This is a genomic window from Halomonas maura (genome assembly GCF_030409305.1).
Lineage (GTDB): Bacteria > Pseudomonadota > Gammaproteobacteria > Pseudomonadales > Halomonadaceae > Halomonas > Halomonas maura.
This window is the reverse complement of record NZ_JAUFPQ010000012.1, coordinates 244,741-268,980: the sequence shown is the minus strand read 5'-3', so window position 1 is coordinate 268,980 and position 24,240 is coordinate 244,741. Positions and strand designations below refer to the sequence as shown.

The 24,240-nt window shown below is 69.8% G+C and carries 21 protein-coding genes; 4 read left to right on the top strand and 17 right to left on the bottom strand.

The annotated features are described in order from the left end of the window. Window positions 1–13: 13 nt before the first annotated feature. The 5 genes from lpxK to QWY76_RS06675 are packed head-to-tail and all read right to left on the bottom strand — an operon-like array spanning window position 14 to window position 6,199. On the bottom strand, window positions 14–1,012 hold the full coding sequence (gene lpxK / locus QWY76_RS06695) for a tetraacyldisaccharide 4'-kinase (protein WP_290310330.1): 999 nt from the start codon (window positions 1,010–1,012) through the stop codon (window positions 14–16). Beyond that, window positions 1,009–2,751, bottom strand: a complete 1,743-nt coding sequence (gene msbA, locus QWY76_RS06690; RefSeq protein ID WP_435388958.1) for a lipid A export permease/ATP-binding protein MsbA — start codon at window positions 2,749–2,751, stop codon at window positions 1,009–1,011. The genes lpxK and msbA overlap by 4 nt, the downstream gene beginning before the upstream one ends. Then, window positions 2,751–3,173 carry an ExbD/TolR family protein gene (locus QWY76_RS06685; RefSeq protein WP_290310328.1) on the bottom strand — a complete coding sequence of 141 codons (423 nt, stop codon included), beginning with the start codon at window positions 3,171–3,173 and terminating at the stop codon, window positions 2,751–2,753. The genes msbA and QWY76_RS06685 overlap by 1 nt, the downstream gene beginning before the upstream one ends. Continuing rightward, on the bottom strand, window positions 3,170–3,865 hold the full coding sequence (locus QWY76_RS06680; protein ID WP_290310327.1) for a MotA/TolQ/ExbB proton channel family protein: 696 nt from the start codon (window positions 3,863–3,865) through the stop codon (window positions 3,170–3,172). The genes QWY76_RS06685 and QWY76_RS06680 overlap by 4 nt, the downstream gene beginning before the upstream one ends. A gap of 24 nt (window positions 3,866–3,889) precedes the next feature. Beyond that, the gene (locus QWY76_RS06675; RefSeq protein ID WP_290310326.1) at window positions 3,890–6,199 is read right to left on the bottom strand and encodes a DNA internalization-related competence protein ComEC/Rec2; all 2,310 of its coding nucleotides are present in this window, start codon (window positions 6,197–6,199) and stop codon (window positions 3,890–3,892) included. Between the two features lie 128 nt (window positions 6,200–6,327). On the opposite strand from QWY76_RS06675, the gene QWY76_RS06670 reads away from it, so the two are divergent. Next, complete coding sequence (locus QWY76_RS06670) at window positions 6,328–6,867, top strand: DUF2062 domain-containing protein (protein WP_290310325.1); 540 nt, start codon at window positions 6,328–6,330, stop codon at window positions 6,865–6,867. Window positions 6,868–6,903: 36 nt separating this feature from the next. Here QWY76_RS06670 and QWY76_RS06665 read toward each other — a convergent pair whose 3' ends face one another. Together QWY76_RS06665 and QWY76_RS06660 are read right to left on the bottom strand one after the other, a co-directional pair. After that, a complete protein-coding gene (locus QWY76_RS06665; protein ID WP_290310324.1) occupies window positions 6,904–7,641 on the bottom strand; it encodes an ABC transporter ATP-binding protein in 738 nt (245 codons plus the stop codon). Then, window positions 7,634–8,875, bottom strand: coding sequence for a lipoprotein-releasing ABC transporter permease subunit (locus tag QWY76_RS06660; RefSeq protein ID WP_290310323.1), 1,242 nt, complete (start codon window positions 8,873–8,875; stop codon window positions 7,634–7,636). Before QWY76_RS06660 ends, QWY76_RS06665 begins: the two co-directional genes overlap by 8 nt. Window positions 8,876–9,021: 146 nt before the next feature. On the opposite strand from QWY76_RS06660, the gene QWY76_RS06655 reads away from it, so the two are divergent. Beyond that, complete coding sequence (locus QWY76_RS06655) at window positions 9,022–10,089, top strand: agmatine deiminase family protein (RefSeq protein ID WP_290310369.1); 1,068 nt, start codon at window positions 9,022–9,024, stop codon at window positions 10,087–10,089. Beyond that, the gene (locus tag QWY76_RS06650) at window positions 10,086–10,988 is read left to right on the top strand and encodes a carbon-nitrogen hydrolase (RefSeq protein WP_290310322.1); all 903 of its coding nucleotides are present in this window, start codon (window positions 10,086–10,088) and stop codon (window positions 10,986–10,988) included. The genes QWY76_RS06655 and QWY76_RS06650 overlap by 4 nt, the downstream gene beginning before the upstream one ends. A 213-nt stretch (window positions 10,989–11,201) precedes the next feature. Here the strand turns inward: QWY76_RS06650 and QWY76_RS06645 are convergent, their stop codons facing one another. The 4 genes from QWY76_RS06645 to QWY76_RS06630 form a co-directional block, all read right to left on the bottom strand. After that, the gene (locus QWY76_RS06645) at window positions 11,202–12,149 is read right to left on the bottom strand and encodes a Nudix family hydrolase (protein WP_290310368.1); all 948 of its coding nucleotides are present in this window, start codon (window positions 12,147–12,149) and stop codon (window positions 11,202–11,204) included. Between the two features lie 92 nt (window positions 12,150–12,241). Continuing rightward, window positions 12,242–13,471, bottom strand: coding sequence for a bifunctional glutamate N-acetyltransferase/amino-acid acetyltransferase ArgJ (gene argJ / locus QWY76_RS06640; protein WP_290310321.1), 1,230 nt, complete (start codon window positions 13,469–13,471; stop codon window positions 12,242–12,244). A gap of 40 nt (window positions 13,472–13,511) precedes the next feature. Continuing rightward, window positions 13,512–16,253 (bottom strand): preprotein translocase subunit SecA, encoded by a 2,742-nt coding sequence (gene secA / locus QWY76_RS06635; protein WP_290310320.1) that lies wholly within the window; start codon window positions 16,251–16,253, stop codon window positions 13,512–13,514. A gap of 57 nt (window positions 16,254–16,310) precedes the next feature. Next, the gene (locus QWY76_RS06630; protein ID WP_290310319.1) at window positions 16,311–16,673 is read right to left on the bottom strand and encodes a hypothetical protein; all 363 of its coding nucleotides are present in this window, start codon (window positions 16,671–16,673) and stop codon (window positions 16,311–16,313) included. A 141-nt stretch (window positions 16,674–16,814) separates the two neighbouring features. On the opposite strand from QWY76_RS06630, the gene QWY76_RS06625 reads away from it, so the two are divergent. Then, on the top strand, window positions 16,815–17,240 hold the full coding sequence (locus tag QWY76_RS06625) for a DUF721 domain-containing protein (protein WP_290310318.1): 426 nt from the start codon (window positions 16,815–16,817) through the stop codon (window positions 17,238–17,240). 147 nt (window positions 17,241–17,387) lie between these two features. On the opposite strand, the gene lpxC is transcribed toward QWY76_RS06625, so the two are convergent. From lpxC to murC, 6 genes are all read right to left on the bottom strand, one after another. Further along, window positions 17,388–18,299 (bottom strand): UDP-3-O-acyl-N-acetylglucosamine deacetylase, encoded by a 912-nt coding sequence (gene lpxC, locus QWY76_RS06620; protein WP_290310317.1) that lies wholly within the window; start codon window positions 18,297–18,299, stop codon window positions 17,388–17,390. Between the two features lie 112 nt (window positions 18,300–18,411). Further along, the gene (gene ftsZ, locus QWY76_RS06615) at window positions 18,412–19,602 is read right to left on the bottom strand and encodes a cell division protein FtsZ (protein ID WP_290310316.1); all 1,191 of its coding nucleotides are present in this window, start codon (window positions 19,600–19,602) and stop codon (window positions 18,412–18,414) included. Window positions 19,603–19,636: 34 nt separating this feature from the next. After that, a complete protein-coding gene (gene ftsA / locus QWY76_RS06610) occupies window positions 19,637–20,935 on the bottom strand; it encodes a cell division protein FtsA (protein WP_290310315.1) in 1,299 nt (432 codons plus the stop codon). A gap of 197 nt (window positions 20,936–21,132) precedes the next feature. Further along, on the bottom strand, window positions 21,133–21,858 hold the full coding sequence (locus tag QWY76_RS06605; RefSeq protein ID WP_290310314.1) for a cell division protein FtsQ/DivIB: 726 nt from the start codon (window positions 21,856–21,858) through the stop codon (window positions 21,133–21,135). 3 nt (window positions 21,859–21,861) lie between these two features. After that, window positions 21,862–22,788: a D-alanine--D-alanine ligase gene (locus tag QWY76_RS06600; RefSeq protein ID WP_290310313.1), complete on the bottom strand. Its 927-nt coding sequence runs from the start codon at window positions 22,786–22,788 to the stop codon at window positions 21,862–21,864. Beyond that, window positions 22,785–24,197 carry a UDP-N-acetylmuramate--L-alanine ligase gene (murC, locus tag QWY76_RS06595; RefSeq protein ID WP_290310367.1) on the bottom strand — a complete coding sequence of 471 codons (1,413 nt, stop codon included), beginning with the start codon at window positions 24,195–24,197 and terminating at the stop codon, window positions 22,785–22,787. The genes QWY76_RS06600 and murC overlap by 4 nt, the downstream gene beginning before the upstream one ends. Between the last annotated feature and the right edge of the window lie 43 nt (window positions 24,198–24,240).

Genomic DNA, 24,240 nt, shown 5'->3' with positions numbered 1-24,240 from the left:
GGCGCCCGGATTGTCATCGCGCCGCCAGGCGCGCATCGAGCCAGTCGACGAAGCCCGGCGCGGGGGCCGCCTCCACCTCGAGAACCCAGGTCCCGGGCCCCGCCAGGTCGCGGCACTTGACCGCGTCCTTGGCGGTCATCACCACCGGCAGGTCATCGCCGAACGCCAGGTCGGCGGCCGTGAAGCGGTGGTGGTCGCCGAAGGGATGGGGATCCACCTCGAGCCCCAGCCCACGCAGGGTGGCGAAGAAGCGCGCCGGTCGGCCGATACCGGCCACGGCGTGCACCTCACCGGCGAAGGGCGGCGGCGCGACCGCGTGCCGCTGGCCCCCGGCCAGCGACCGCCAGGCGATCGGCTCGAGGGTCATGGCGTGGCCGCCGGTGGGCAGCGGGCGACGAGGCTCGCCGTTGACCACCACCGCATCCACCGAGGCGAGCCGTCCCGCCGGCTCACGGAGCGGCCCGGCCGGCAGGCAGCGCCCGTTGCCGAGCCCCCGGTGGCCATCCACCACCAGGATCTCCAGGTCGCGCCCCAGCCCGAGATGCTGGAGGCCGTCGTCGCTGAGCAGGATATCGCAGCCCTCCTCCAGCAGCCGCCGCGCCCCGCGGGGACGGTCCGGGTCCACCACGACCGGCACGCCGGTCTGGTCGGCCAGCATGCGCGGCTCGTCGCCACTGGCCGCGGCCGAGGTCTGGTCGGTCAGGCACAGCGGATAGTGCGCCGAGCGCCCGCCATAGCCCCGCGACAGGATGCCGGGCGACCAGCCCCGCGCCTGCAGATGACGGGCCAGCCAGGCCACCAGCGGCGACTTGCCGGTGCCGCCGAGGGTGATGTTGCCGACCACCACCACCGGCACCGGGGCCCGCCAGACGTCCCGGCGTCCCTCGGCGTAGGCCCGGGCCCGGCGCGCGACGGCCAGACGGTAGAGCGCCTCCAGCGGCCGCAGTGCCACCAGCCAGGGCGAGCCGGCATAGGCCGCGCGGAGCCAGTGCTCGCCGATCCCGGCGCTCATGCCGGCTGGGGATCCTGGAACTGCAGGCGGTGCAGGGCCGCATAGGCGCCGTCGCGGGCCAGCAGCTCGGCATGGGGGCCCTGCTCGACGATCTCGCCGCCCTCCATCACCAGGATGCGGTCGGCCCGCTCGATGGTGGAGAGCCGGTGAGCGATGACGAAGGTGGTGCGGTCCCGACAGACTTCCTCCAGGGCCGCCTGGATGTGCCGCTCGGACTCGGTATCCAGGGCCGAAGTGGCCTCGTCGAGGACCAGCAGCGGGGCGTCCTTGAAGATCGCCCGGGCGATGGCCAGTCGCTGGCGCTGGCCGCCGGAGAGCATCACGCCGTTCTCCCCCACCACGGTGTCGTAGCCCTTGGGCAGCCGTTCGATGAACTCGTGGGCGTGGGCGGCCCGAGCCGCGGCCTCGATGGCTCCCGGCGTGGCGTCATCCACTCCATAGGCGATATTGGCGGCGATGCTGGCATTGAACAGGGTCACCTGCTGGGATACCAGGGCGATCCGCCGGCGCAGCGGATGCAGGCGATAGTCCTCGAGGGACACGCCATCGATCAGGATACGGCCGGCGGTCGGCCGGTAGAACCGCGGCAGCAGGCCCATCAGGGTCGACTTGCCGCTGCCGGAGCGGCCGACGATGGCGACCATCTCGCCGGGCGCCACCTCGAGGTCGATGCCCTTGAGCACCTCCGGCTGGTCCTCGCCGTAGGCGAAGCGCACGCCCTCGAAGCGCACCCGGCCCTCGAGGCGCCCCGGCTCCACGGTGCCTCGATCCTCTTCGGGCGGCTGCTCCAGCAGCCCGAAGAGTTCGCCGGCGGCGGCGATGCCCTTCTGGATGGTGGCGTTGATCTCGGTGAGCTGGCGGACCGGCTTGGCCATCAGCGATGCCGCGGTGATGAAGGCGACGAACTCGCCGGGGGTCATGTCCGCCATCAGCGCCGGCGACATGGCCAGCCACACCAGCAGCGCCAGCGACAACGCCACCAGCAGCTGGATCACCGGGGTGCTGGTGGCCTTGGTCAGGGCCTCCTTCATGCTCTGGCGACGATTGATCTCGCTGGCCCGGGCGAAGCGGGCCTTCTCGAAGGCCTCGGCGCCGTGGGTGCGCACCACCCGATAGCCGGACAGCGCCTCGGAGGCCACATGGGTGACCTCGCCCATGGAGCGCTGGATGCGTCGGGAGATGCGCCGGAAACGCTTGCTGGCGTAGCTGACCACGCCGCCGATCAGCGGGGTCACGGCCAGGAACAGCAGGGTCAGCATCCAGTTGGTCCACAACAGGTAGGCGACCAGGCCGACCACGAAGAGCCCCTCGCGCAGCAGGATGGTGATGGCCTTGGTGGCGGCGCCGGTGACCTGCTCCACGTGGTAGGTGACCCGTGAGATCAAATGGCCCGAGGAGTGCGCGTCGAAGAAGCGCCCCGGCAGGTGCAGCATGTGATTGAAGACGTCGCAGCGCAGGGCGTGGACCAGGTTGCGGGCCACGTTGCTCATGAAGTAGGTGCCGAGGAAGGTGCCCAGGCCCCGGGCGGCGAACATGCCGACCACGAACAGCGGCAGCATCATCCGGAAGCTCGCGTCGGGATTCTGGATGCCGTCGATCAGGCGCTTCATCATCTCGGCCAGGGCGGTGCTCGAGGCGGCGTAGATGACGTAGCCGAGGACGGCCAGGGCGAACGCCTTCCAGTGTGGCCTGACGTAGCCGAGCAGGCGCTTGTAGAGGGTCCAGCCGGAGTGTTCGATCACGGTATCTCCGCTTCAGTGGGTGTCGCCTCGGCGGTGGCGATGCGGACCTGACGAATGCCCAGGGCTCCGGCCCGGTCGAGGACACGCACCACCGCGGCATGGGCGGCCCGGCCATCGGCTTCCACTACCAGGCCCAGTTCCCGGGCGCGTTCGGCCTCCTCGGCCAGCGCCGAGGCCAGCGCGCCAGGCGCCAGGTCCCGCTCGCCCAGCCGGTAGTCGCCGCTGGCGGTGACCACCACGGTGACCGGCGAGACCTCCGCGGCCACCCCGGTCTCGCTCCTGGGCAGCTCGAGCTCCAGCGCCTGGCGAGTCTCGAAGGTCGTCGAGACCATGAAGAAGATCAGCAGCAGGAAGACCACGTCGATCAGCGGGGTGAGGTTCACCTCCACCGGCTCGCGTCGCGTGCGGGGAACCCTCATGAGGGCTTCACCCGCGGCGCACGGTGCCCGTCGGCTTCCTGCCGCTCGTCCTCCTGGGGCTCATGACGCTCCGCCAGGGTCAGGTCCCCCGGGTAATGCGCCAGGAACTCCACCACCTGCCCGGCCTGCTCCTCGATCCGCACGGTGATGTCCTCCACGCGGCGCTGGAAGTAGCGGTGGAACATCAGGGCGGGAATCGCCACGGTCAGGCCCGCGGCGGTGGTCACCAGGGCCCGGGAGATACCGCCGGCCAGGTCGGCGGTGCGCTCGACGCCGTCGCTGGCGACGATCACCGTGAACACCTCGATCATGCCCACCACCGTGCCCAGCAGGCCGATCAGCGGCGTGATCGAGGCGATGGTGCCGAGCGGGCTCAGGAAGCGTTCCATGTCGTGCACCACCGCGGTGGCCGCCTCCTGGAAGCGCGCCCTGACCTGCTCGTGGCCCAGGCGGGCGTTGCGCAGGCCGGCCGCCAGCACGCCGCCCAGCGGCGAGTGGCTCTCCAGCCAGTAGAGGTTGACCTGGCCGCGGTCCACCAGCGTGCAGACCTCCTGGCCGAGCCCCCGCGGGGCGATGCGTGACGCCCTCAGCGTCCACAGGCGCTCGATGACGATCACCACCGCCACGACCGAACATCCCAGCAACGGCACCATCAGCCAGCCCCCGGCGATCAGGGCCTCCATCATGTTCATATGGCGGTCACCTCTTTCGCGCCCTCACCGGCGAATCTCCGGCATCGATGGGGGCGATTCTACCGCAAGGCAGCCGCCTCCGACACCGCCGCGGCGCCCGGCGGGCGGCCGCTCGGCCCGCACCACCAGGCCCTCCCCGGGGCCCAGGCGCAGGGTCACCGCCCCGTCCCGGGCCGTGTTCCACAGGCAGCTGCCCACCCGCCGGAACCGGCGGACCACCAGCGGGTCGGGGTGGCCGAAGGGGTTGTCCCGGGCGGCACTGAAGATCACCTGGCGCGGCGACACCCGGCGCACGAAGCCCGGCCCGGAGCTGGTACGGCTGCCGTGGTGGCCGGCCACCAGCACCGTCACGGGGCCAGCCAGGGCGGGCAGCAGGCGGCGCTCCACCCGTCGCCCGGCATCGCCGGTGATCAGCAGGCGGTGGGCGCCGGCCGTGACCAGCAGCACGCAGGAGCGGTCGTTGTCCGACAGGCCCGCGACCGTCTCGGGGGGCCACAGCACCCGGAACGCCACGCCGTCGTGTCGCCATCGGCGCCCCGTGGTGCAGGGCGTCGTGGCCACCGGCAGGGAGGCGTCCGGAGGGGCCAGGTAGCGGTCGACCCGGTGGTCGGCGACCAGACCGGGGAGACCGCCGGCATGGTCCCGGTCGGCATGGCCGATGATGACGTCGTCGAAGTGCTGGCCCGGCGGCCACAGCGAGGTCAGCGGCATGAAGCCGGAGCCGAAGCGCGGCCCGGTGTCGACCAGCGCCCGATAGCCGGCGGTGCGCAGGCTCACCAGCTGGCCCTGGCCGACATCGTGGATGCGCACCCACAGCGTGCCGGGCGCCGGCTGCGGCGTCGCCAGCCACAGCGGCAGGGTCGCCAGCAGGCCGCTGCCGGCCAGGCGCAGGCGACGGTCCAGCCCGGGCAGGGCCCAGAGCAGGCTGAGCAGCCCCAGGCCGAGGGCCAGGGGCTGGATCCAGGCGGCCGGCGGATGCCACAGCGGCAGGAGCTCCACGCTCCGTGACAGCACCACGGCCAGCCCCGCCGCCAGCTTCGCGAACAGCCACCAGCAGGCGTCCCCCAGGGGCGGCACCCAGGCCAGCAGCCAGCCGGCGAGGCCCAGCGGCACCATCAGGCTGCCGACCAGCGGCACGGCAAGCAGGTTGACCAGGGGGCCGGCCGGGGCGAGGCGACCGAAGGCCAGCAGCACCGCCGCCGCCATCAACGGCGCCAGCAGCAGCTGGGTGCGCCCCAGCGCCCACAGCCAACCCCGCCAGCCGCGGGGACGCGCCCGCCCCTGCCAGACCAGGATCAGCAGCGCCACCGCGGCGAACGACAGCCAGAGCCCGGGCCGCCAGATCGACAGGGGATCGACCACCACCACCAGGCCGAGCGCCAGCCACCAGGCCTGCCAGGGGCCCGGCGCATGGCGACCGCTGGCCACCCAGAGCCCCAGCAGGGTCATGACCATGGCACGCAGCGCGGGGGGCTCGAGACCGGCCAGTCCGGCGTAGCCCACCGCCGCGGCCGCGGCCAGCCACCAGGGCCACACGGCCATGCGCCAGCCCGCCGGCGCCAGGCACCAGGCCAGGGCGCGTCCCAGCCACAGGGCGAAACCGGCCACCAGCCCCACGTGGAGCCCCGAGATCACCATCAGGTGGGTGGTGCCGCTGGCATTGAGCAGCTCCCAGTCCGCCGCCTCCAGGCGCTGGCTGGCGCCCAGCGTCAGGGCCGCCAGCCAGCGGGCCGCTCGCGGTGGCAGGTGGTGGTCGTCGAGCCAGGCCAGGGCCCGCTGCCGCCACGAGGGAGACGCCGCGGCGAGACGTCGCGGCGGCGGGTCCTGGCGCACGTAGCCGGTGGCCTGGATGCCTTCCCGCCACAGCCAGGCCCGATAGTCGAAGGCGCCCGGGTTGGCGAAGCCGCTCGGCGGTCGCAGGCGCACGACCAACCGCCAGGTCGCCCCCGCCTGGAAGGTGCGGCCCGTGGGAAGGGTCCCCGCGAAGGCACTGAGCCGGACCCGCGACAGTCCGCTGCAGCTCGGCAAGCCGGTCGCCAGGGGCCGGCAGTCGCTGACCGCCAGGTCCAGGCGCCACTGGCGCTGCTCCCGGGAGGCGGCCAGCAGCCGCCCCTCGAGGCGCAGGTCCTGCCGGCTCAGCCCCGGGGCCAGCTCACCGCCACGCACCATCAGCAGTTGGGCGGCCACCGCCAGCAGGACCAGCACCAGCAGCGTCTCCCGGCCGCGCCGGGCGGCGGCCAGGCCCAGCAAGGCCAGGCCCAGCGCCTGGAGCAGCGCGGTCGAGGTCAGGTGGCCCGTGAGTCCGCCCCCCAGGGCGGCGAGAGCCAGGGGCATGGCCAGTCCGCATCGCATCGCATCGTCCCTGATCGGCACCATGGCACGTGCTCGTTGACGCACGGCATGGCGAGGCAGTCGGCTTGTATGGATAATAGCCCGGGTATCGAAGCCGCGAGCCCGATCCCATGCCGCGCCGAGTCCTGCAGCGCTACCTGCCCCACCCCGAGACCCTCAGGCGCCAGCGCTCCCTGCGCTTCCTGCGGCACCTGTTCGGCAACCCGTCGCTGTGGATGCTGTCCCGACGCAGCGTGGCCAATGCCTTCTTCGTGGGCCTGTTCAGCGCCCTGCTGCCGATCCCCTTCCAGATGGCGGTGGCGGCCCTGGGCGCCTGGGGCCTGCGCGGCAACCTGCCGCTGTCGGTGGGCCTGGTGTGGATCACCAATCCCCTGACCATGCCACTGATCTTCTACGGCAATTACCGCCTCGGCGCCTGGCTGCTGGACCTTCCCGTCCGCGAGGCCCCCGAGCGGGTGTCCACCCACTGGGTCGCCGAACAGATGCTCGACATCCTCCCCGCCCTGGCGCTGGGATCGCTGGTGGCCGCGGTGCTGGCGGGACTGGCGGGAAGCCTGGTGATCCGGCTGATCTGGCGCTGGCAGGTGGCGCGCAGCTGGAAGCGCCGCGCCCTGCGGCGGCGACGCTGCCAGGCCGGCGAGCGCGCCTGAACGCCGGCCCGCCGGCAGCGGGCGCGGCGGGGAGGGTCAGCCTCGCTCGGACTGGGGGGAGAGACGACCGCCGTCCAGGCGCATCACGCGGTCCTGATGGGCGGCCAGGGCGGGGTCGTGGGTGACGATGACGAAGGCACAGGCGGCACTGTCGGCCAACTCGTCCATCAGCGCCAGGATGCTGGCGGCGGTGGCCTGGTCGAGGTTGCCGGTCGGCTCGTCCATCAGCACCAGGCTGGGGTCGGTGACCAATGCCCGGGCGATGGCCACCCGCTGGCGCTCGCCGCCGGAGAGCTCGCCGGGCTTGTGATCGGCGCGGTCTTCCATGCCCACCCGGGCCAGCAGCTCCAGGGCCCGGGCCTCGGCGACCTTCTTGCGCTGCCCGCGCACGATCAGCGGCAGGGCGGCATTCTCCAGGGCGGTGAATTCGGCGAGCAGGTGGTGGAACTGGTAGACGAAGCCGATATGGCGGTTGCGGAAGCGCCCCAGGTCGGCATCCCCCAGGGCCTGCAGCGACTGGTCGGCGATGCGCACCTCGCCATGGCTGGGCCGGTCGAGGCCGCCCAGCAGGTTGAGCAGGGTGGTCTTGCCGGAACCGGAGCTGCCCACCACGGCCACGCGCTCGCCGGCCCGCACGTTCAGCTCGAGCTCGTCGAGCACGGTGAGATCCCGGGGCCCCTCGCGGTAGATGCGGGTCAGGCCGCGGCACTCCAGCATCACCTCGCCCTGCACCGGCTGGCGGTCGAGGGTCCGGGTCATGGCGGTATCATTCATAGCGCAGCACCTCGGCAGGCTGGACCCGAGCCGCACGCCAGGCCGGGTAGAGGGTCGACAGGAAGGTCAGCACGAAGGCCGCGGCGATGATGTTGCCCACATCCGACCACAGCAGCTGGGACGGCAGCTCGCTGATGAAGTAGACCCCGGCATCGAGGAAGCTGATCCCCAGGGTCGACTCGAGGAAGCCGATGATGTCGGCCACCGTCAGCGCCAGCAGCACCCCGAGGCCCACGCCCATCAGGATGCCGATCACGCCGATGGCCAGTCCCTGGACCATGAAGATGCCCATGATCGAGCGGGGCGTGGCGCCGATGGTGCGCAGGATGGCGATGTCGGCGTGCTTGTCGGTGACCACCATCACCAGGGTCGAGACGATGTTGAAGGCGGCCACGGCGATGATCACGGTGAGCAGCAGCGCGATCATGCGCTTCTCCATCTGGATGGCCTGGAAGAGGTTGCCCCGGGTGTAGGTCCAGTCGAGGCCCCGGTACCCCGGCCCCAGGTCGTCGATGATTGCGCGGGTCACGCCACCGGCCTGGAAGAGGTCGTCCAGTTCGAGGCGCAGGCCGCCCACGGCATCGCCCATGCGCGCCAGGGTCTGCATGTCCTCGATGTTGGCATAGGCCAGGCTCGCGTCCAGGTCAGCGCCGACGCTGAAGATGCCGCTCACGGTGAAGCGCTTGAGACGGGGGAAGACGCCGGCGGGAGTGATCGAGGCCTCGGGCACCAGCAGGGTCACGCGGTCGCCCACGCCGACCCCGAGCTGGCGCGCCAGCAGCGAGCCGAGCACGATGTTCCACTCGCCCGGCGCCAGCTCATCGAGGCTGCCCCGGCGCATGTGCTCGTCGACGATCGACACCCGGCTCTCCCACTCGGGGTCGATGCCATTGACCATGGCCCCCTGGTTGCGACCGCCCACCGAGAACATGCCCTGTTGCTGGATGTAGGGGGCGGCCCCGATGACGTGCTCGCGCTGGGTCAGCCGCTCGGCCAGGGGTTGCCAGTCGGTCAGCCCGGATGGCACCTCGATGCGAGTGTGGGGGACCATGCCCAGCACGCGGGTGCGCAGCTCGCGGTCGAAGCCGTTCATCACGGACAGCACCAGGATCAGCACGGCCACGCCCAGGGTCAGCCCCAGCATGGAGGTCAGGGAGATGAAGGAGATGAAGTGGTTGCGACGCTTGGCGCGCACGTAGCGCAACCCGATCAGGAAAGGCAGGCGGTCCAGCATAAGAGCGTTCCTTGTCGGCGGGCGCTCATGGTACGGTTTTTTGCCAGGCACTGCATCGCCGTCGGGGGCGATTTGCGCGATCCTTGCATCATCCGCCCCGCCGGCCTAAATTCGCGCCTTTCATGACACGCGACGAGACCCCGCCGATGGCCAATCGCCTGCTGCCCGAATGGGCCCCCCAGGATGCCGTGCAACTCACCTGGCCCGGCCCCGACAGCGACTGGGCGCCGCTGATGGCGCGCATCGAGGCCACCCTCGAGAGTCTGGTGATGGCCATCGGCCGCTACCAGACGGTGCTGGTCGCCGTGCCCGACGCGGCGACCCGCGCCCGGCTGGCCGAGAGGTTCGCCCGACGCGGCCTGCCCGCCGGGCGCCTGCGGCTGATGGTCGCCGAGGCCGACGACACCTGGGCCCGGGACCATGGCCCGATCACCGTGATGCAGGACGGCACTCCCCGGCTGCTGGACTATGTCTTCACCGGCTGGGGCGGCAAGTTCGCCGCCACACGCGACGACAGCCTGACCCGCCGCCTGGCCGAGGCCGGCGTCTTCGCCTGCCCCCCGAGTTCCCGCGACCTGGTGCTGGAAGGCGGGGCCATCGACACCGACGGCGAGGGCACCCTGCTCACCACCGAGGCCTGCCTGCTCAACGACAACCGCAATCCGGGCCTCGACCGCGCCGCCATCGAGGCCCGGCTCGCGGCGGACCTCGGCGTCTCCCGGGTGCTGTGGCTCGCCCACGGCCACCTGGAGGGTGACGACACCGACAGCCATGTGGACACCCTGGCCCGCTTCTGCGACCCCGGCACCATCGCCTACGTGCGCTGCGACGACCCGGCCGACCCCCACTACCCGGCGCTGGCCGCCATGGAGGCCGAGCTGCGGTCCCTGCGCCGCGCCGACGGCGCGCCCTACCGGCTGGTGCCGCTGCCCTGGCCGGCCCCCTGCCACGACCCCGAGGATGGCCACCGGCTGCCGGCCACCTATGCCAACTTCCTGATCATCAACGCTGCCGTGCTGGTGCCGGTGTACGGCGACCCCGCCGACCACCGGGCCCTCGACGCCCTGGCCGACGCCTTCCCGGACCGCGACATCGTGCCCATCGACTGCACGACCGTCATCCGCCAGCACGGCAGCCTGCACTGCCTGACCATGCAGCTGCCCCGGGGCACCCTGGCCCCGCTCCCCGTTCCCGCCGAAGGAGAGAGCCCATGACCCGCACCCTCAAGGTCGGACTGGTCCAGCAACCGGCCTGGCCCGACAAGGCCCGGAGCCTGGCCGAGAGCGAGGCCGGCATCCGCGAGCTGGCCGCCGCCGGCGCCGAGCTGGTGGTGCTGCAGGAGCTGCACGCCACCCACTACTTCTGCCAGCACGAGGCCGTCGAGCTGTTCGACCTGGCCGAGCCCCTGGACGGCCCCACCGGCTGCCAGCTGGCGGGACTGGCCGCGGAGCTCGGCATCGTGCTGATGGGCTCGCTGTTCGAGCGTCGCGCCGCCGGTGTCTATCACAACACCGCCGTGGTCTACGATCGCGACCGGGGCCGGGTCGGCCACTACCGCAAGATGCACATTCCCGACGACCCGGGCTTCTATGAGAAGTTCTACTTCACGCCCGGCGACCACGACGCCGCCCGGGGCCAGGGCTTCGAGCCCATCGACACCTCGGTGGGCCGGCTCGGCGTGCTGGTGTGCTGGGACCAGTGGTACCCGGAGGCCGCGCGGCTGATGGCCATGGCCGGCGCGGAACTGCTGCTCTACCCCACCGCCATCGGCTGGCATCCACCCGACGACGACGACGAGAAGGCCCGCCAGAAGGAGGCCTGGACGCTGATCCAGCGCAGCCATGCGGTGGCCAACGGCCTGCCGGTGGTAGTGGCCAACCGGGTCGGCCACGAGCCCGACCATTCCGGAGTCAGCCCCGGCATCGACTTCTGGGGCGGCAGCTTCATCTGCGGCCCCCAGGGCGAGATGCTGGCCCATGCCGGCGGCGAGGCCGAGCGCCTGCTGGTGACCCTGGACCTGGACCGCGGCGAGGACGTGAGGCGCATCTGGCCCTACCTTCGCGACCGCCGTATCGATGCCTACGGCGACCTGACCCGGCGCTATCGGGACTAGCTACGCTCGAAGCTCGAAGCTCGAAGCTCGAAGCTCGAAGCTCGAAGCTCGAAGCTCGAAGCTCGAAGCTCGAAGCTCGAAGCTCGAAGCTCGAAGCTCGAAGCTCGAAGTCAGGATAATGACCCCATGAAAACCAAAACCCCCTCGGGCTTGACCCGCGGGGGTTTTCTTCCAGCTTCCAGCCGCGAAGCGGCGCTCTTCCAGCTTAACGCTTCATTTCCAGAAGTCGCGGATCGAAGCGATCCCCTGGGCCCCCACGGCCCGGGCATGGTTGGCGTCGAAGCGGGTCATGCCGCCCAGCGCGAAGACCGGCATCCCGGCATACTCGACCAGCTGCTGGAAGTCGTGCCAGCCGATCGGCGCCACTTCCGGGTGCGAGGGCGTGGTGCGCAGCGGCGAGAGGGTAACGAAGTCACAGCCGATGCGGTGCGCCTGGACCAGCTGGGCGCGGTCGTGGGTGGAGGCGGACAACCACTTGCCCTCGGGCAGGGGGCGCCGATCGAGGCTCATCAGCCGCTCGCTGGTCAGGTGGATGCCGTCGGCGTCGAGGCCCTCCAGCAGCTCCGGCTCACCGTTCAGTATCAGCCGCGCCTCGTGACGACGGCACAGCGCCAGCGCCTGCTCGGCACGCGCCAGGTACTCGCCCCGCGCCAGCCCCTTGGCACGCAGCTGCACCAGGCGGATGCCATCCTCGGTCAGGGCCCGCTCCAGGCGCGCCTGGAAGCCCCCCTCCTCGTCCTCCTCGCCGGTGATCAGGTACTCGGTGGGGAGCATCACCGCCCGCAGGATCGGCACGTTGGCCGCCGGGAACGGATAGTTGACCAGCTCCTCCATGGGCACCCAGCGCACCGCCTGCCCTTCGCGGCCGAAGGGCTCGCCGGCGAAGTCATGCACCTGCCAGACATCGAGCAGGATATGCTTGTCGGAGTACTCGTGATGGATGCGGATGAGCGGCTGGGCGCGCCGGATCTCCACGCCCAGTTCCTCGTGGAGTTCGCGCTTCAGGGCCTCGAGCCCCGTCTCGTAGGGTGCCAGCTTGCCGCCGGGAAATTCCCACAGGCCGCCGTGATCCACGCTGGACGGACGCCGGGCAAGCAGCACCTCACGACCGTCGGCACTGATGATGGCGGCAGCCGCCACGTGCACCCTTCTCTTCACCATTGCGTTCATTCACCTTTCCAACTTGTCCACGCACCCGGCGGTGCGGGGGATTTCTCGACTGACTCGACCGGCCTGGCGCGCCCTCGATGGGGTCAGCTGCGATAGTCGGCATTGATGGCGACGTATTCCCGGGTCAGGTCCGTGGTCCACACGGTGGCACTTTCCTCGCCGCGCCCCAGGCCGATGCGAATGGTGATCTCGTCCCTGGCCATCACCGCGCTGCCGGCCTGCTCCGTGTAGCCGGCAGCACAGCCGCCCTGCTCGACCAGGCGCACGTCACCGAGATCGATGGTCACCCGGGACACGTCGAAGCCTTCCAGCGGGGCACGGCCGACGGCGGCAAGAATGCGTCCCCAGTTGGCATCGCTGGCGGCCAGGGCGGTCTTGACCAGCGGCGAATGGGCCACGGTGAAGGCCACGTCCAGGGCTTCTCGCCGGGTCACCGCCCCTTCCACCTGCAGGCTGACGAACTTGGTGGCCCCCTCGCCGTCGCGGACGATGGCCTGGGCCAGCTCGGTCATCACCCGCTGCAGGGCGATGCGGAACACCGCCAGGCGTTCCTCGTCGGCCACCGCGGCTCCGCGCCCGGTGCTGACCAGCATGCAGGCATCATTGGTGGAGGTGTCGCCATCCACCGTGATGCAATTGAAGGAGCGCGCCACGGTCTCCTCCAGCAGGGTCTCCAATACCCTCGGCTCGATGGCCGCATCGGTGGCCACGAAGGCCAGCATGGTGGCCATGTTGGGCTTGATCATGCCCGAGCCCTTGCTGATGCCGTTGATGGTCACCGTCTCATCGCCCAGCGACACGCTCAGGCTGGCCCCCTTGGGACGGGTATCGGTGGTGAGGATGCCCTCACCGGCCGCGGCCCAGCCGGCGGCCCCCTCGTCCAGGGACCTCAGCGCCTCGGGCAACCCGCCGAGCAGCCGCTGCATGGGCAGGGTCTCCCCGATCACCCCGGTGGAGAACGGCAGCACCCTGTTCTCCGGCACCCCGGCGAGACGCGCCAGTTCGGTGCAGGTGGCCCGGGCATCGCGCAGGCCGGTCTCGCCGGTGCCGGCATTGGCATTCCCGGTGTTGATCACCAGGTAGCGGGGGGCCTGGCCACGGGTGGTGCAGGCGGCCAGGTGCTCGCGGGCCACCGTCACCGGGGCCGCACAGAAGGCGTTGCGGGTGAAGCTTCCCGCCACGGCAGCCCCCTCGGGCACCTCGATCACCACCAGGTCCCGGCGATCGGCGGTCTTGATGCCGGCACGGGCCGTGCCCAGGCGCAGGCCCTCGATCCGCGGCATGTCCGGAAAGCTTGCTTGACCCACTGCCATCGCCTCGTCTCCTGTTTGAATTCGCGTCGAGCGTCGCCCGTCAGCTAAGTTTGCCGCAGCACTGCTTGAACTTCTTGCCCGAGCCACAGGGGCAGGGATCGTTGCGCCCCACCTTGGGGCCCTCACGGCGCAGGGGGCGGCCATCGCTGCCCGGCGCCTGGTCGGCCGCCGCGGGTTGTCCCCCCTGCTCCTCGGCGGCGGCCTCCGGGGCGTCGTGCCGGCTGGCGGCCGCGGCCTTCTCGCGCTCCAGCGACTCGCGGCGCTGCTGCTCCAGGGCCTCGACCTCCTCGGGGCGACGAACCTTCACGTGGCTGAGGATACGGGTCACGTCGGCCTTGATATTGGTCAGCAGCATCTGGAACAGCTCGAAGGACTCGCGCTTGTACTCCTGCTTGGGGTTCTTCTGAGCATAGCCGCGCAGGTGGATGCCCCGGCGCAGGTGGTCCATGGACTGCAGGTGCTCCTTCCAGCGGGTATCCAGCACCTGCAGCATGACCTGCTTCTCGAAGCGGCGTATCAGCTCGGAACCGGCGACCTCGGCCTTCTCCTCGTAGGCCCAGCGATGCATCTCCTGAAGGCGCTCGCGCAGCTGCTCCTCGTGGAAGCGCTCGTCCTGCCGGGACCACTCCACCACCGGCGCCTCGAAGTTGAACTCGGCCTTGAGATGGGCCTCCAGGCCGGCCAGGTCCCACTGCTCCGGCAGGCTCTGGGGTGGCACGAACTCGCTGATCGCCTCGTCCAGCACCTCCTCGCGGATGCCGGCGACGTTCTCGGCGACCTCCTCGGCGGCGAGGATCTCGTTGCGCTGCTCGTAGATGACCCGGCGCTGGTCGTTGGCCACGTCGTCGTACTCGAGCAGCTGCTTGCGGATATCGAAGTTGCGACCCTCGACCTTCTTCTGGGCCCGCTCCACGGCGTTGGAGACCATCTTGTGCTCGATGGCCTCGCCACGCTCCAGCCCCAGCGCCTGCATCAGGCGCTGCACCCGGTCGGAGCCGAACAGGCGCATCAGGTTGTCTTCCAGCGACAGGAAGAAGCGGGTCGAGCCCGGGTCGCCCTGGCGGCCGGCCCGGCCACGCAGCTGGTTGTCGATGCGCCGGGACTCGTGGCGCTCGGAGCCGACCACGTGGAGGCCGCCGGCCTCGAGCACGGCATCGTGACGCTGCTGCCACTCGGCCTTGAGCCGCTCGACCTGGGCCTCGCTGGGGGCCTCGAGCTTGGCGGCCTCGGCCTCCCAGTTGCCGCCCAGCACGATATCGGTCCCCCGGCCGGCCATGTTGGTGGCGATGGTGATGGCCCCGGGCCGCCCGGCCTGGGCGATGATCTCGGCCTCGCTCTGGTGCTGCTTGGCGTTGAGCACGTTGAAGGCCAGGCCGGCGCCCTTCATCAGGTTGGCCAGGTACTCCGAGGTCTCGATGGAGGCGGTGCCCACCAGCACGGGACGCCCGGCCTCGGTCTGCGCCTTGACGTCCTCGATGATCGCTTCGAACTTCTCCTCGGCGGTGAGGTAGACGAGGTCATTGAGGTCGGCCCGGACCAGCGGCTTGTTGGTGGGGATCACCACCACGTCGAGGCCGTAGATCTGGCGAAACTCGAAGGCCTCGGTATCGGCGGTGCCGGTCATCCCGGACAGCTTCTCGTAGAGGCGGAAGTAGTTCTGGAAGGTCGTCGACGCCAGCGTCTGGCTCTCGCGCTGGACGGTCACGCCCTCCTTGGCCTCCACCGCCTGGTGCAGGCCCTCGGACCAGCGGCGGCCCGGCATGGTGCGGCCGGTGTGCTCGTCGACGATCACCACCTGGCCGTCGCTGACGATGTAGTCCACGTCGCGATGGTAGAGGTGCCGGGCGCGCAGCGCCGAGTGCATGTGCTGCAGCAGGTTGAGGTTCTGGGCCGCGTACAGGGAGTCCTCCTCGCCCAGCTGGCCCTCGGCGCGCAGCAATTCCTCGACCCTGTGATGGCCGCCCTCGGTGAGCTCCACCTGCTTCTGCTTCTCGTCGAGGGTGAAGTCGCCGCTCTCCGGATCCTCCTCGTCGGTGCACTGGGTCAGGTTCACCGCCAGGCGGTCGATGATCCGGTAGAGCTCGGTGTTCTCGTCCACCGCCCCGGAGATGATCAAAGGCGTTCTCGCCTCGTCGATGAGGATGGAATCGACCTCATCGACGATGGCGAAGTGCAGCCCGCGCTGGACCTTGTCCTCCAGCGAGAAGGCCATGTTGTCGCGCAGGTAGTCGAAGCCGAACTCGTTGTTGGTCCCGTAGGTGATGTCGCAGCCGTAGGCCGCGCGCTTCTCCTCGGGCGTCTGGCCGGCATAGATGGTGCCGACCGAGAGGCCGAGGAACTCGTAGAGGGGGCGCATCCACTCGGCGTCACGACAGGCCAGGTAATCGTTGACCGTGACCACGTGCACCCCCTTGCCCGGCAGGGCATTGAGGTAGACCGCCAGGGTCGCCACGAGGGTCTTGCCCTCGCCGGTCTTCATCTCGGCGATGCGGCCGTCGTGCAGGGTGATGCCGCCGATCATCTGCACATCGAAATGGCGCATGCCCATGACCCGCCTGCCGGCCTCGCGGACCGTGGCGAAGGCCTCCGGCAGCAGCGCATCGAGGGACTCGCCGCCATCGAGACGCTCACGGAAGGCCGCGGTGCGGGCCTTGAGGGAGGCATCGTCGAGACTCTCGAGCTCGCCTTCCAGGGCGGTGATACGGCCCACGGAGCGGCCCATGCGTTTGACTTCGCGGTCGTTCTTGGAGCCGACGACCTTGCGCAACAGAGTATTGATCATGAAGGGTCCCGAAATTGCGGGTGGCATCCTGCCGGGAATTCCCCGGCCTCTCGTCGTTCAACCTCGACGAGCGGATGGCGGCCCCCGCCGTGTCAGGACATCGTGGGCGGCCACGGCCCGTCGCGGCACGCCGCGGCCGAGGACGGGCCGCTCCGGGCGTGCCGCCATCACGGGCAGGCGAGGCCCGGGCCAGCGGCGATGCGCCCGACGCCGGGCCTGCAGGCGGGAGCTGGCTCGGATCAGCGCGGGGGCCAGGATGCAGATCTGGATGACCCGCTCGACGGGGCGCGACGACTCCAGCTGGGCGAGCCCCGCCGGCAACAGGCAACCCACCAACAGGCCCGCCAACCACCAGCGGGTCGGGCGGCGCTCCATCGGGCGACGCGCCGTGGCGCGAATGTCCGCGGTGAGGGTGGCCATGCTGTCGAGGGACTCCCTTGCGTGTGCTAGGCTCTTGCGTTCAGGGGTCGCCGGCGCGAGCGGCCGACGGCCAACGTCAGGGGTTCGCCCCCGAGAATCAAGCTGATGAGTATAAAGGTTAAGCGGTTCCGAGCACAGCCCATGTCCCGGCTACTGGAAGGCCGCGGGGAGCTGGGCACGCTGATGCGCATGGCCCGACTCATCGAGCGGGGCCAGCAGCACCTGCGCGACCAGCTTCCCGCCGAGCTCGCGGAGCACCTCTTCGTGGGCGGCTTTCACGACGGTCGCCTGACGGTGATCACCGACCGGGCGGTGTGGCTGACCCGCTTGCGCTACGAGCAGGCGCAGCTGCTGTCGCGGCTCCACGAACTCCCCGGCTTCGAGGCCGTGCGCGGTTTCGACTTCAAGGTCCGGCCGGTCCGCCCTCCCAAGGCGCCGGTGCGCCAGACCCGCCGTCTGCCCGCCCGGGCCGCCGACGAGCTCTCCAGCTGCGCCGCCGACGTGGATGACCCCCGGCTCAAGCAGGCCCTCGAACGCCTCGCCTCCCACGCCGAGCAAGAGCCGTAAGCCCGCAAGCTGGAAGCTGGAAGCTGGAAGCTGGAAGCTGGAAGTGGATCGTTCCGCCTGGTTACCGATAGAAAACCCCACCGGTTTATGCCGGTGGGGTCTATTCTTACAACGTAAGGCTTAGCGCGCTCGGCGGAGTCGGGCGGATCAGGCCATGGCCGGGGCCGCGTAGGAGATGGGCGCCTTCTGGGTGTCGTCCTCGAAGGTGACGATCTCCCAGCACTCCGGCTGCTCCATCAGCGCGCGACACAGCTGGTTGTTGAGGGCGTGGCCGGACTTCACGCCGCGGAACTCGCCGATCAGGCTGTAGCCCAGCTGATAGAGGTCGCCGATGGCGTCCAGCACCTTGTGCTTGACGAACTCGTCATCGTAGCGCAACCCGCCCTCGTTCACGATGCGATAGTCATCGACCACGATGGCGTTGTCGAGACTGCCGCCGAGCGCCAGGTTGTTCGAGCGCAGATGCTCGAGGTCGCGCATGAAGCCGAAGGTCCGCGCCCGGGACACCTCCTTGACGAAGGAGGTAGTGGAGAAGTCGACCACCGCGGTCTGCTTCTGGTCCTCGAACACGGGGTGGTCGAAGTCGATGGCGAAGGACACCTTGAAGCCCTGATGGGGCAGGAAGATGGCTTCCTTGTCGCCCTCGCGCACCACCACCTCTCGCTTGATGCGGATGAACTTCTTGGCGGCACTCTGCTCGGCGATGCCCGCGGACTGGATCAGGAACACGAAGGGCCCGGCGCTGCCATCCATGATCGGCACCTCGGGGGCGCTCACGTCCACGTAGGCGTTGTCGATGCCCAGGCCGGCCAGGGCCGACATCAGGTGCTCGACGGTGGCCACCTTGACGCCATCCTGGGACAGGGCCGTGCACAGGGTGGTGTCGGCGACATTCTCGGCGCGAGCCGGGATCTGCACCTCGGGGGCCAGGTCGGTGCGCACGAAGATGATACCGGTGTCGACCGGGGCCGGCCGCAGGGTCAGGTAGACCTTCTTGCCGGAATGCAGGCCGACGCCGGTCGCGCGGATGACGTTCTTGAGAGTGCGTTGTCTGATCATGGGCAGTCGCCAGGCAGTCGTTGGTTATCAAACACCGTTCACTATAACACCGAACGAGTGTTTCAACAAAACTTCCATCCCCTCAGGCTGCCTATGCTCGCAATAGCGCCTCTCAATCGGCCTGACGCCGCAGGAACGCCGGTATATCCAGGTAGTCGTCCAGTTCCTGGGACTTGCGCGGCTCCGCCTGAGGACGCGGGGCATCCTGGGGCTCCGCCTTGGGCGCGGCCGCCGCGGCACGATTGACCGAGGCCTGGGGCCGGGCGGCCACGGACTGACGCTGGCGATAGTCCCCGCCGGCATCGGCACGGCGCGTGGTCTGGCTCGCCGCCTTGGCCTGACGCTGCCCGTCGAGGCCGGCGGCCACCACGGTGACCCGTAGCTCGTCGGTCATTTCCATGTCGATGGAGGTGCCGACGACGATGGTGGCGTCCTGGGAGGCGAACTCCTGGACCGTGGCCCCCACGTCGTTGAACTCACCGATCGACAGGTCGGGACCGGCGGTGATGTTGACCAGGATGCCGCGCGCACCGTGCAGGTCGATATCCTCGAGCAGCGGGCTTCTGATCGCCTTCTCGGCGGCCTCGCGGGCGCGATTCTCGCCGGTGGCGCCGCCGGTGCCCATCATCGCCATGCCCATCTCGGACATCACGGTGCGCACGTCGGCGAAGTCGACGTTGATGATGCCGGGGCTGGTGATCAGCTCGGCAATGCCCTGGACGGCACCCAGCAGCACGTCGTTGGCGGCGCTGAAGGCGGTCAGCAGGCTGGCGCTCTTGCCCAGCACCGACAGCAGCTTCTCGTTGGGGATGGTGATCAGGGAGTCGACGTGCTCGGAGAGCTCCTTCATGCCCTCCTCGGCGGCCCGCATCCGCTTGGGCCCCTCGAAGGGGAAGGGACGCGTGACCACCGCCACGGTCAGGATGCCGAGTTCCTTGGCGACCTGGGCGACCACCGGCGCACCACCGGTGCCGGTGCCACCGCCCATGCCCGCGGTGATGAACACCATGTCGGCACCGCCGAGCAGTTCGGCGATGCGCTCGCGGTCCTCCATGGCCGCCTGGCGTCCCACGTCCGGGTTGGCGCCGGCGCCGAGTCCCTTGGTGATCTCGCTACCGAGCTGGAGAACGGTCTTGGCCGCCACCCGCTTCAGCGCCTGGGCATCGGTGTTGGCACAGATGAATTCCACGCCTTCGATGCTACTCTCGACCATGTGGTTGACGGCATTCCCGCCGCCGCCACCGACACCGATAACCTTGATGACCGCACTGCTAGAGGGTGCGCTATCTACAAGTTCGAACATTAGCCCCGTCTCCTGGACCGCGCACGCGGCCCTGTCAGAAATTTCCTTTGAACCAGCCTTTAAGCTTTACCAGCGCCGGAATCCCTTCCTCCAGTCCGCGCCGGGAGACGTCACCACGCCTCGGTTGCGCCGAGATGCTGCTACCCTGCCCCTGAGTACCCTGATGGCCATGCCCCTGACGGGCTTCCTGTAGAGCGTAATGTAGCAAACCGACCCCCGTCGAATAAATCGGGTTACGCACTACATCGGCGAGCCCCCGCACGCTCTGCGGGCAGGCGATTCGCACCGGCATGTGGAAGATCTCCTCGGCCAGCTCGACCACCCCTTCCATGCGCGAAGTGCCCCCCGTGAGGACGACCCCCGCGGCGACCAGGTCCTCGTATCCGCTGCGACGCAACTCGTCGCGCACCAGGGTGAAGAGCTCCTCGTAGCGTGGCTCGACCACCTCGGCCAGGGACTGGCGGGACAGGTCCCGGGCCGCCCGGTCGCCGACGCTCGGCACCTTGATCATCTCGTCGCTGGCGGCGAGCTGGGTCAGCGCACAGGCGTACTTGACCTTGATCTCCTCGGCATGCTGCGTGGGCGTGCGCAGCGCCATGGCGATGTCGTTGGTGACCTGGTCACCGGCGATGGGAATCACCGCGGTGTGGCGAATGGCGCCCTCGGTGAAGACCGCGATATCGGTGGTGCCGCCGCCGATGTCGACCATGCACACGCCCAGTTCCCGCTCATCCTCGGTGAGCACGGCGTGGCTGGAGGCCAACTGCTCGAGGATGATGGCATCCACTTCGAGACCACAGCGCCGCACACACTTCTCGATGTTCTGTACCGCATTGAGGGCGGCCGTTACCAGGTGGACCCTGGCCTCCAGGCGCACCCCGGACATGCCCAACGGCTCGCGGATGCCGCCCTGGGTATCGATGGCGAACTCCTGGGGCAGCACGTGCAGGACCCGCTGCCCCTCGGAGATGGCCCGCGCACGGGCGGAATCGATGACCCGGTCGATATCGGAGGGCGCGACCTCGCGCTCCTTGATGGCGACCACGCCATCGGAATTCATCGAGCTGATATGGCTGCCGGCGATGCCCACATAGACGGAGTGGATATCGCAACCCGCCATGAGTTCCGCTTCCTCCACGGCACGCTGGATCGATTGCACCGTGGACTCGATATTGATCACCACCCCTTTCTTCATCCCGCGGGAGGGATGGGAGCCGATACCGGCGATTTCAACGCCGCCATCATCGGTGGGTTGCCCCACGATCGCCACGACCTTGGATGTTCCGATATCCAGCCCGACTACCATATTGGACGCATTGGATGGACCTGACATGAGCCGGGAAATCTCCTCGAGCCGAACCCGCTAGGGGACATACATGATTGAAACGAAAAAACCTGGGCCAATTATAGGAACAACTCACCGTGATCCACCAGCCCATGGGAAGAAACACCCGTCACGATACGGCGATTTTCTTCCGAAAGGAACACCCTGGTGCCCCGGAGGCCGGGCAATTCACCATGAGGTGCCGTTCAGCCTTGATCGGTAGTGGCATCGTCCACGGGTTCGGTTTGTCCATGCCAGGCCACGGCCACGCCATTGGGGTAACGCAGATCGATGTAGCGGATATGCGACGCGGTCTCGCCGAGCTCACGCTCCCAGGCCGCCAGGAAACGCGCCAGCCGCTCGTCCCGATGATTGCGCCCCAGCATCACCCAGAGTCCACCCTCCAGCTGGAACCGCCAGGCGCCGCGCGCCTCGAGGCGCAGCTGGCGCAGAAACAACTCCTGGGGCGCGAGCCGTGCCGCCAGGGCGTCGTGATAGGCCAACACCTCGGCGCCACTGTTCGCCGGCCCCGAGAGCTCGGGCAGTTCCTCGGGCACCTCGAGGGGCGCGGGGTCGAAGGGCTCGCCGTCAGCATTCAGCAGCCGGTCGTCATTCCAGCGCGCCACGGGTACCTGCTCGACCAACTCGAAGACCAGTGCATCGGGCCACTCGCGACGGATGCGCACCTCGCTCAGCCAGCCGATGTCCCGAGCCCGCTCGCGCAGCTCGCCCAGGTCCACCGACAGCCAGGTCCGGCCCTGGACGAGGGGCGCGAGCCGGCTACGCAGGTAGTCGGCCCCGGCATGGTGCAGCTCGCCGCGGATCGAGACCCGCTCGATGGGGCGATCCAGCCACAGCCACAAGGCACGGCCACCGGCACCGACCAGCAGCGCCAGCAGCAGCACACCGAGCAGGGTTCCACGACGCGCCATGGGCTAGTCCCGCCCGGCGGTGTCGAGGATGCGCATCACCAGCGCATCGAAGTCGATGCCGGCATGCGCCGCCGCCTGGGGCACCAGGCTATGGTCGGTCATGCCGGGCACGGTGTTGACTTCGAGCAACCAGAACCGCCCCTGGGCGTCGCGCATGACGTCGACCCGCCCCCAGCCGGTGCAGCCGATGGCCTCGAAGGCCTCCCGGCACAGCGCCGCCAGGCATCGCTCCTCGTCCTCGGCCAGTCCGCAGGGCAGATGGTAGAGGGTCTCGTCGGAGAGGTACTTGGCCTCGTAGTCATAGAAGCCGCTGGGCACCTCCACGCGGATCGCCGGCAGCACCCTGTCGCCGAGCAATGACACCGTGTATTCCTCGCCACGGATGAAGCGCTCGGCCATCACCCGGGCATCGAAGCGCACGGCATCGCGGTAGGCGGCCGCCAGGGCCTCGGCACTGTCGACGATGGTGATGCCGAGCGTCGAGCCCTCGTGGACCGGTTTGACGATCAGCGGCAGGCCGAGCCGCTCCACCACCGCCGCCCAGTCGGCATCGGGGCCGAGCATCACGCTCTCGGGGGTGGGCAGGCCCAGCGCCTGCCAGACCAGCTTGGTGCGCTGCTTGTCCATGCCCAGCGCCGAGGCCAGCACGCCGCTGCCGGTATAGGGGATGCCCAGCAGCTCCAGCGCGCCCTGGAGGGTACCATCCTCGCCGCCCCGGCCATGCAGGGCGATAAAGACCCGATCGGGGGCGAGCGCCTCTAGGCCCGCGAGACCACCCTGCTCGGCCGGGTCGAAGCCGATGGGGGCCACCCCGGCCCGCTCGAGGGCGGCGATGACCTCTGCCCCGCTCTTCAGCGAGACCTCCCGCTCGGCGGACTCGCCGCCGTAGAGCACCACCACCCGACCGTGGCCGGTCATGACCGCCGTCATAGCGCCACCTCGTCGAGATCCAGTCGGGCATCGGCCAGGCGCTGGGCGATGCCCCCCACGTCGCCGGCGCCCTGGGTGATCAGGATATCACCGGGACGCAATACCTTGGCCAGCAGCCCCGGCAACTCGGCCTTGTCCTGCACGAAGATCGGGTCGACCTCGCCGCGCTGGCGGATCGAGCCGGCCAGGGTGCGGCCGTCGGCCCCGGGGACCGGCGCCTCGCCGGCGCTGTAGACATCCAGCAGCAGCAGGGTGTCGACCCCCGCCAGCACCCGCACGAAATCCTCGTAGAGGTCGCGGGTGCGCGAATAGCGATGGGGCTGGTAGACCATCACCAGGCGCCGCTCGGGCCAGCCGTCGCGGACGGCCTTGATCACCATCTCGACTTCCCGGGGATGGTGACCGTAGTCGTCGACCAGCATGACCTCACCCGCCTCGGCCGGGGCCGCGAAGTGGCCATGCACCTGGAAGCGGCGGCCGACCCCGGCGAAGCCGGCCAGCCCACGCAGGATGGCCTGGTCGTCGACGCCGGCGTCGCTGGCCACGGCGATGGCGGCCAGGGCGTTGAGGGCATTGTGGCGCCCCGGCATCGCCAGGCGCACCTCGAGCGGCGCCAGGCCATCGGGACGCACCGCGGTGAAGCACACCTCACCGGCCTGCTGGACGAAGTCCTCGAGCCGGTAGTCGGCATCGGCGCTGAAGCCATAGGTGACGAACTGGCGGTTGACCCGCTCGATCAGCCCACGGACATTGGCGTCGTCGATGCACAGCACCGCCAGGCCGTAGAACGGCAGGTTGTGCAGGAACTCGATGAAGGTGCCCTTGAGGCGCTCGAAGTCGCCGCCATAGGTGGCCATGTGATCGGCATCGATGTTGGTGACGATGGCCACCATCGGCTGCAGGTGCAGGAAGGAGGCATCCGACTCGTCGGCCTCGGCCACCAGGTACTCCCCCTCCCCCAGGCGGGCATTGGTGCCGGCGCTGGTCAACCGGCCACCGATCACGAAGGTCGGATCCAGGCCGCCCTCGCCGAGCAGGGTGGCGGTCAGGCTGGTGGTGGTGGTCTTGCCATGGGTGCCGGCGACGGCGATGCCGTGGCGGAAGCGCATCAGCTCGGCGAGCATCTCGGCCCGCCGCACCACCGGCACGCGATGCTCGTGAGCCCAGCGAATCTCGGGGTTGGTCTCGTCCACCGCGGTGGAGACCACCACCACGTCGGCGTCGCGGGCATTCTCCGCCGCATGACCGATGGCCACGCCGATGCCGCAGCGCTCCAGCCGCGCCACCACCGGCGAGGCCCTGAGGTCGCTGCCGCTGACGCTGTAGCCCTGGTTGGCCAGCACCTCGGCGATGCCGCACATCCCGGCGCCGCCGATGCCGACGAAATGGATGCGCCGGATGCGGCGCATGCCCAGCCCGAGGCCGGGACGCGGGGGCGTGGCTTGGCCGGGA

What these genes read in the sequence shown, in the direction of transcription:
- lpxK (WP_290310330.1), bottom strand. Translation starts at nt 1,012, where the DNA reads ATGAGCGCCGGGATCGGCGAGCACTGGCTCCGCGCGGCCTATGCCGGC.
- QWY76_RS06685 (WP_290310328.1), bottom strand. Translation starts at nt 3,173, where the DNA reads ATGAGGGTTCCCCGCACGCGACGCGAGCCGGTGGAGGTGAACCTCACC.
- QWY76_RS06680 (WP_290310327.1), bottom strand. Translation starts at nt 3,865, where the DNA reads ATGAACATGATGGAGGCCCTGATCGCCGGGGGCTGGCTGATGGTGCCG.
- QWY76_RS06675 (WP_290310326.1), bottom strand. Translation starts at nt 6,199, where the DNA reads ATGCCCCTGGCTCTCGCCGCCCTGGGGGGCGGACTCACGGGCCACCTG.
- QWY76_RS06670 (WP_290310325.1), top strand. Translation starts at nt 6,328, where the DNA reads ATGCCGCGCCGAGTCCTGCAGCGCTACCTGCCCCACCCCGAGACCCTC.
- QWY76_RS06665 (WP_290310324.1), bottom strand. Translation starts at nt 7,641, where the DNA reads ATGAATGATACCGCCATGACCCGGACCCTCGACCGCCAGCCGGTGCAG.
- QWY76_RS06660 (WP_290310323.1), bottom strand. Translation starts at nt 8,875, where the DNA reads ATGCTGGACCGCCTGCCTTTCCTGATCGGGTTGCGCTACGTGCGCGCC.
- QWY76_RS06655 (WP_290310369.1), top strand. Translation starts at nt 9,022, where the DNA reads ATGGCCAATCGCCTGCTGCCCGAATGGGCCCCCCAGGATGCCGTGCAA.
- QWY76_RS06650 (WP_290310322.1), top strand. Translation starts at nt 10,086, where the DNA reads ATGACCCGCACCCTCAAGGTCGGACTGGTCCAGCAACCGGCCTGGCCC.
- QWY76_RS06645 (WP_290310368.1), bottom strand. Translation starts at nt 12,149, where the DNA reads ATGGTGAAGAGAAGGGTGCACGTGGCGGCTGCCGCCATCATCAGTGCC.
- argJ (WP_290310321.1), bottom strand. Translation starts at nt 13,471, where the DNA reads ATGGCAGTGGGTCAAGCAAGCTTTCCGGACATGCCGCGGATCGAGGGC.
- secA (WP_290310320.1), bottom strand. Translation starts at nt 16,253, where the DNA reads ATGATCAATACTCTGTTGCGCAAGGTCGTCGGCTCCAAGAACGACCGC.
- QWY76_RS06630 (WP_290310319.1), bottom strand. Translation starts at nt 16,673, where the DNA reads ATGGCCACCCTCACCGCGGACATTCGCGCCACGGCGCGTCGCCCGATG.
- QWY76_RS06625 (WP_290310318.1), top strand. Translation starts at nt 16,815, where the DNA reads ATGTCCCGGCTACTGGAAGGCCGCGGGGAGCTGGGCACGCTGATGCGC.
- lpxC (WP_290310317.1), bottom strand. Translation starts at nt 18,299, where the DNA reads ATGATCAGACAACGCACTCTCAAGAACGTCATCCGCGCGACCGGCGTC.
- ftsZ (WP_290310316.1), bottom strand. Translation starts at nt 19,602, where the DNA reads ATGTTCGAACTTGTAGATAGCGCACCCTCTAGCAGTGCGGTCATCAAG.
- ftsA (WP_290310315.1), bottom strand. Translation starts at nt 20,935, where the DNA reads ATGTCAGGTCCATCCAATGCGTCCAATATGGTAGTCGGGCTGGATATC.
- QWY76_RS06605 (WP_290310314.1), bottom strand. Translation starts at nt 21,858, where the DNA reads ATGGCGCGTCGTGGAACCCTGCTCGGTGTGCTGCTGCTGGCGCTGCTG.
- QWY76_RS06600 (WP_290310313.1), bottom strand. Translation starts at nt 22,788, where the DNA reads ATGACGGCGGTCATGACCGGCCACGGTCGGGTGGTGGTGCTCTACGGC.
- murC (WP_290310367.1), bottom strand. Translation starts at nt 24,197, where the DNA reads ATGCGCCGCATCCGGCGCATCCATTTCGTCGGCATCGGCGGCGCCGGG.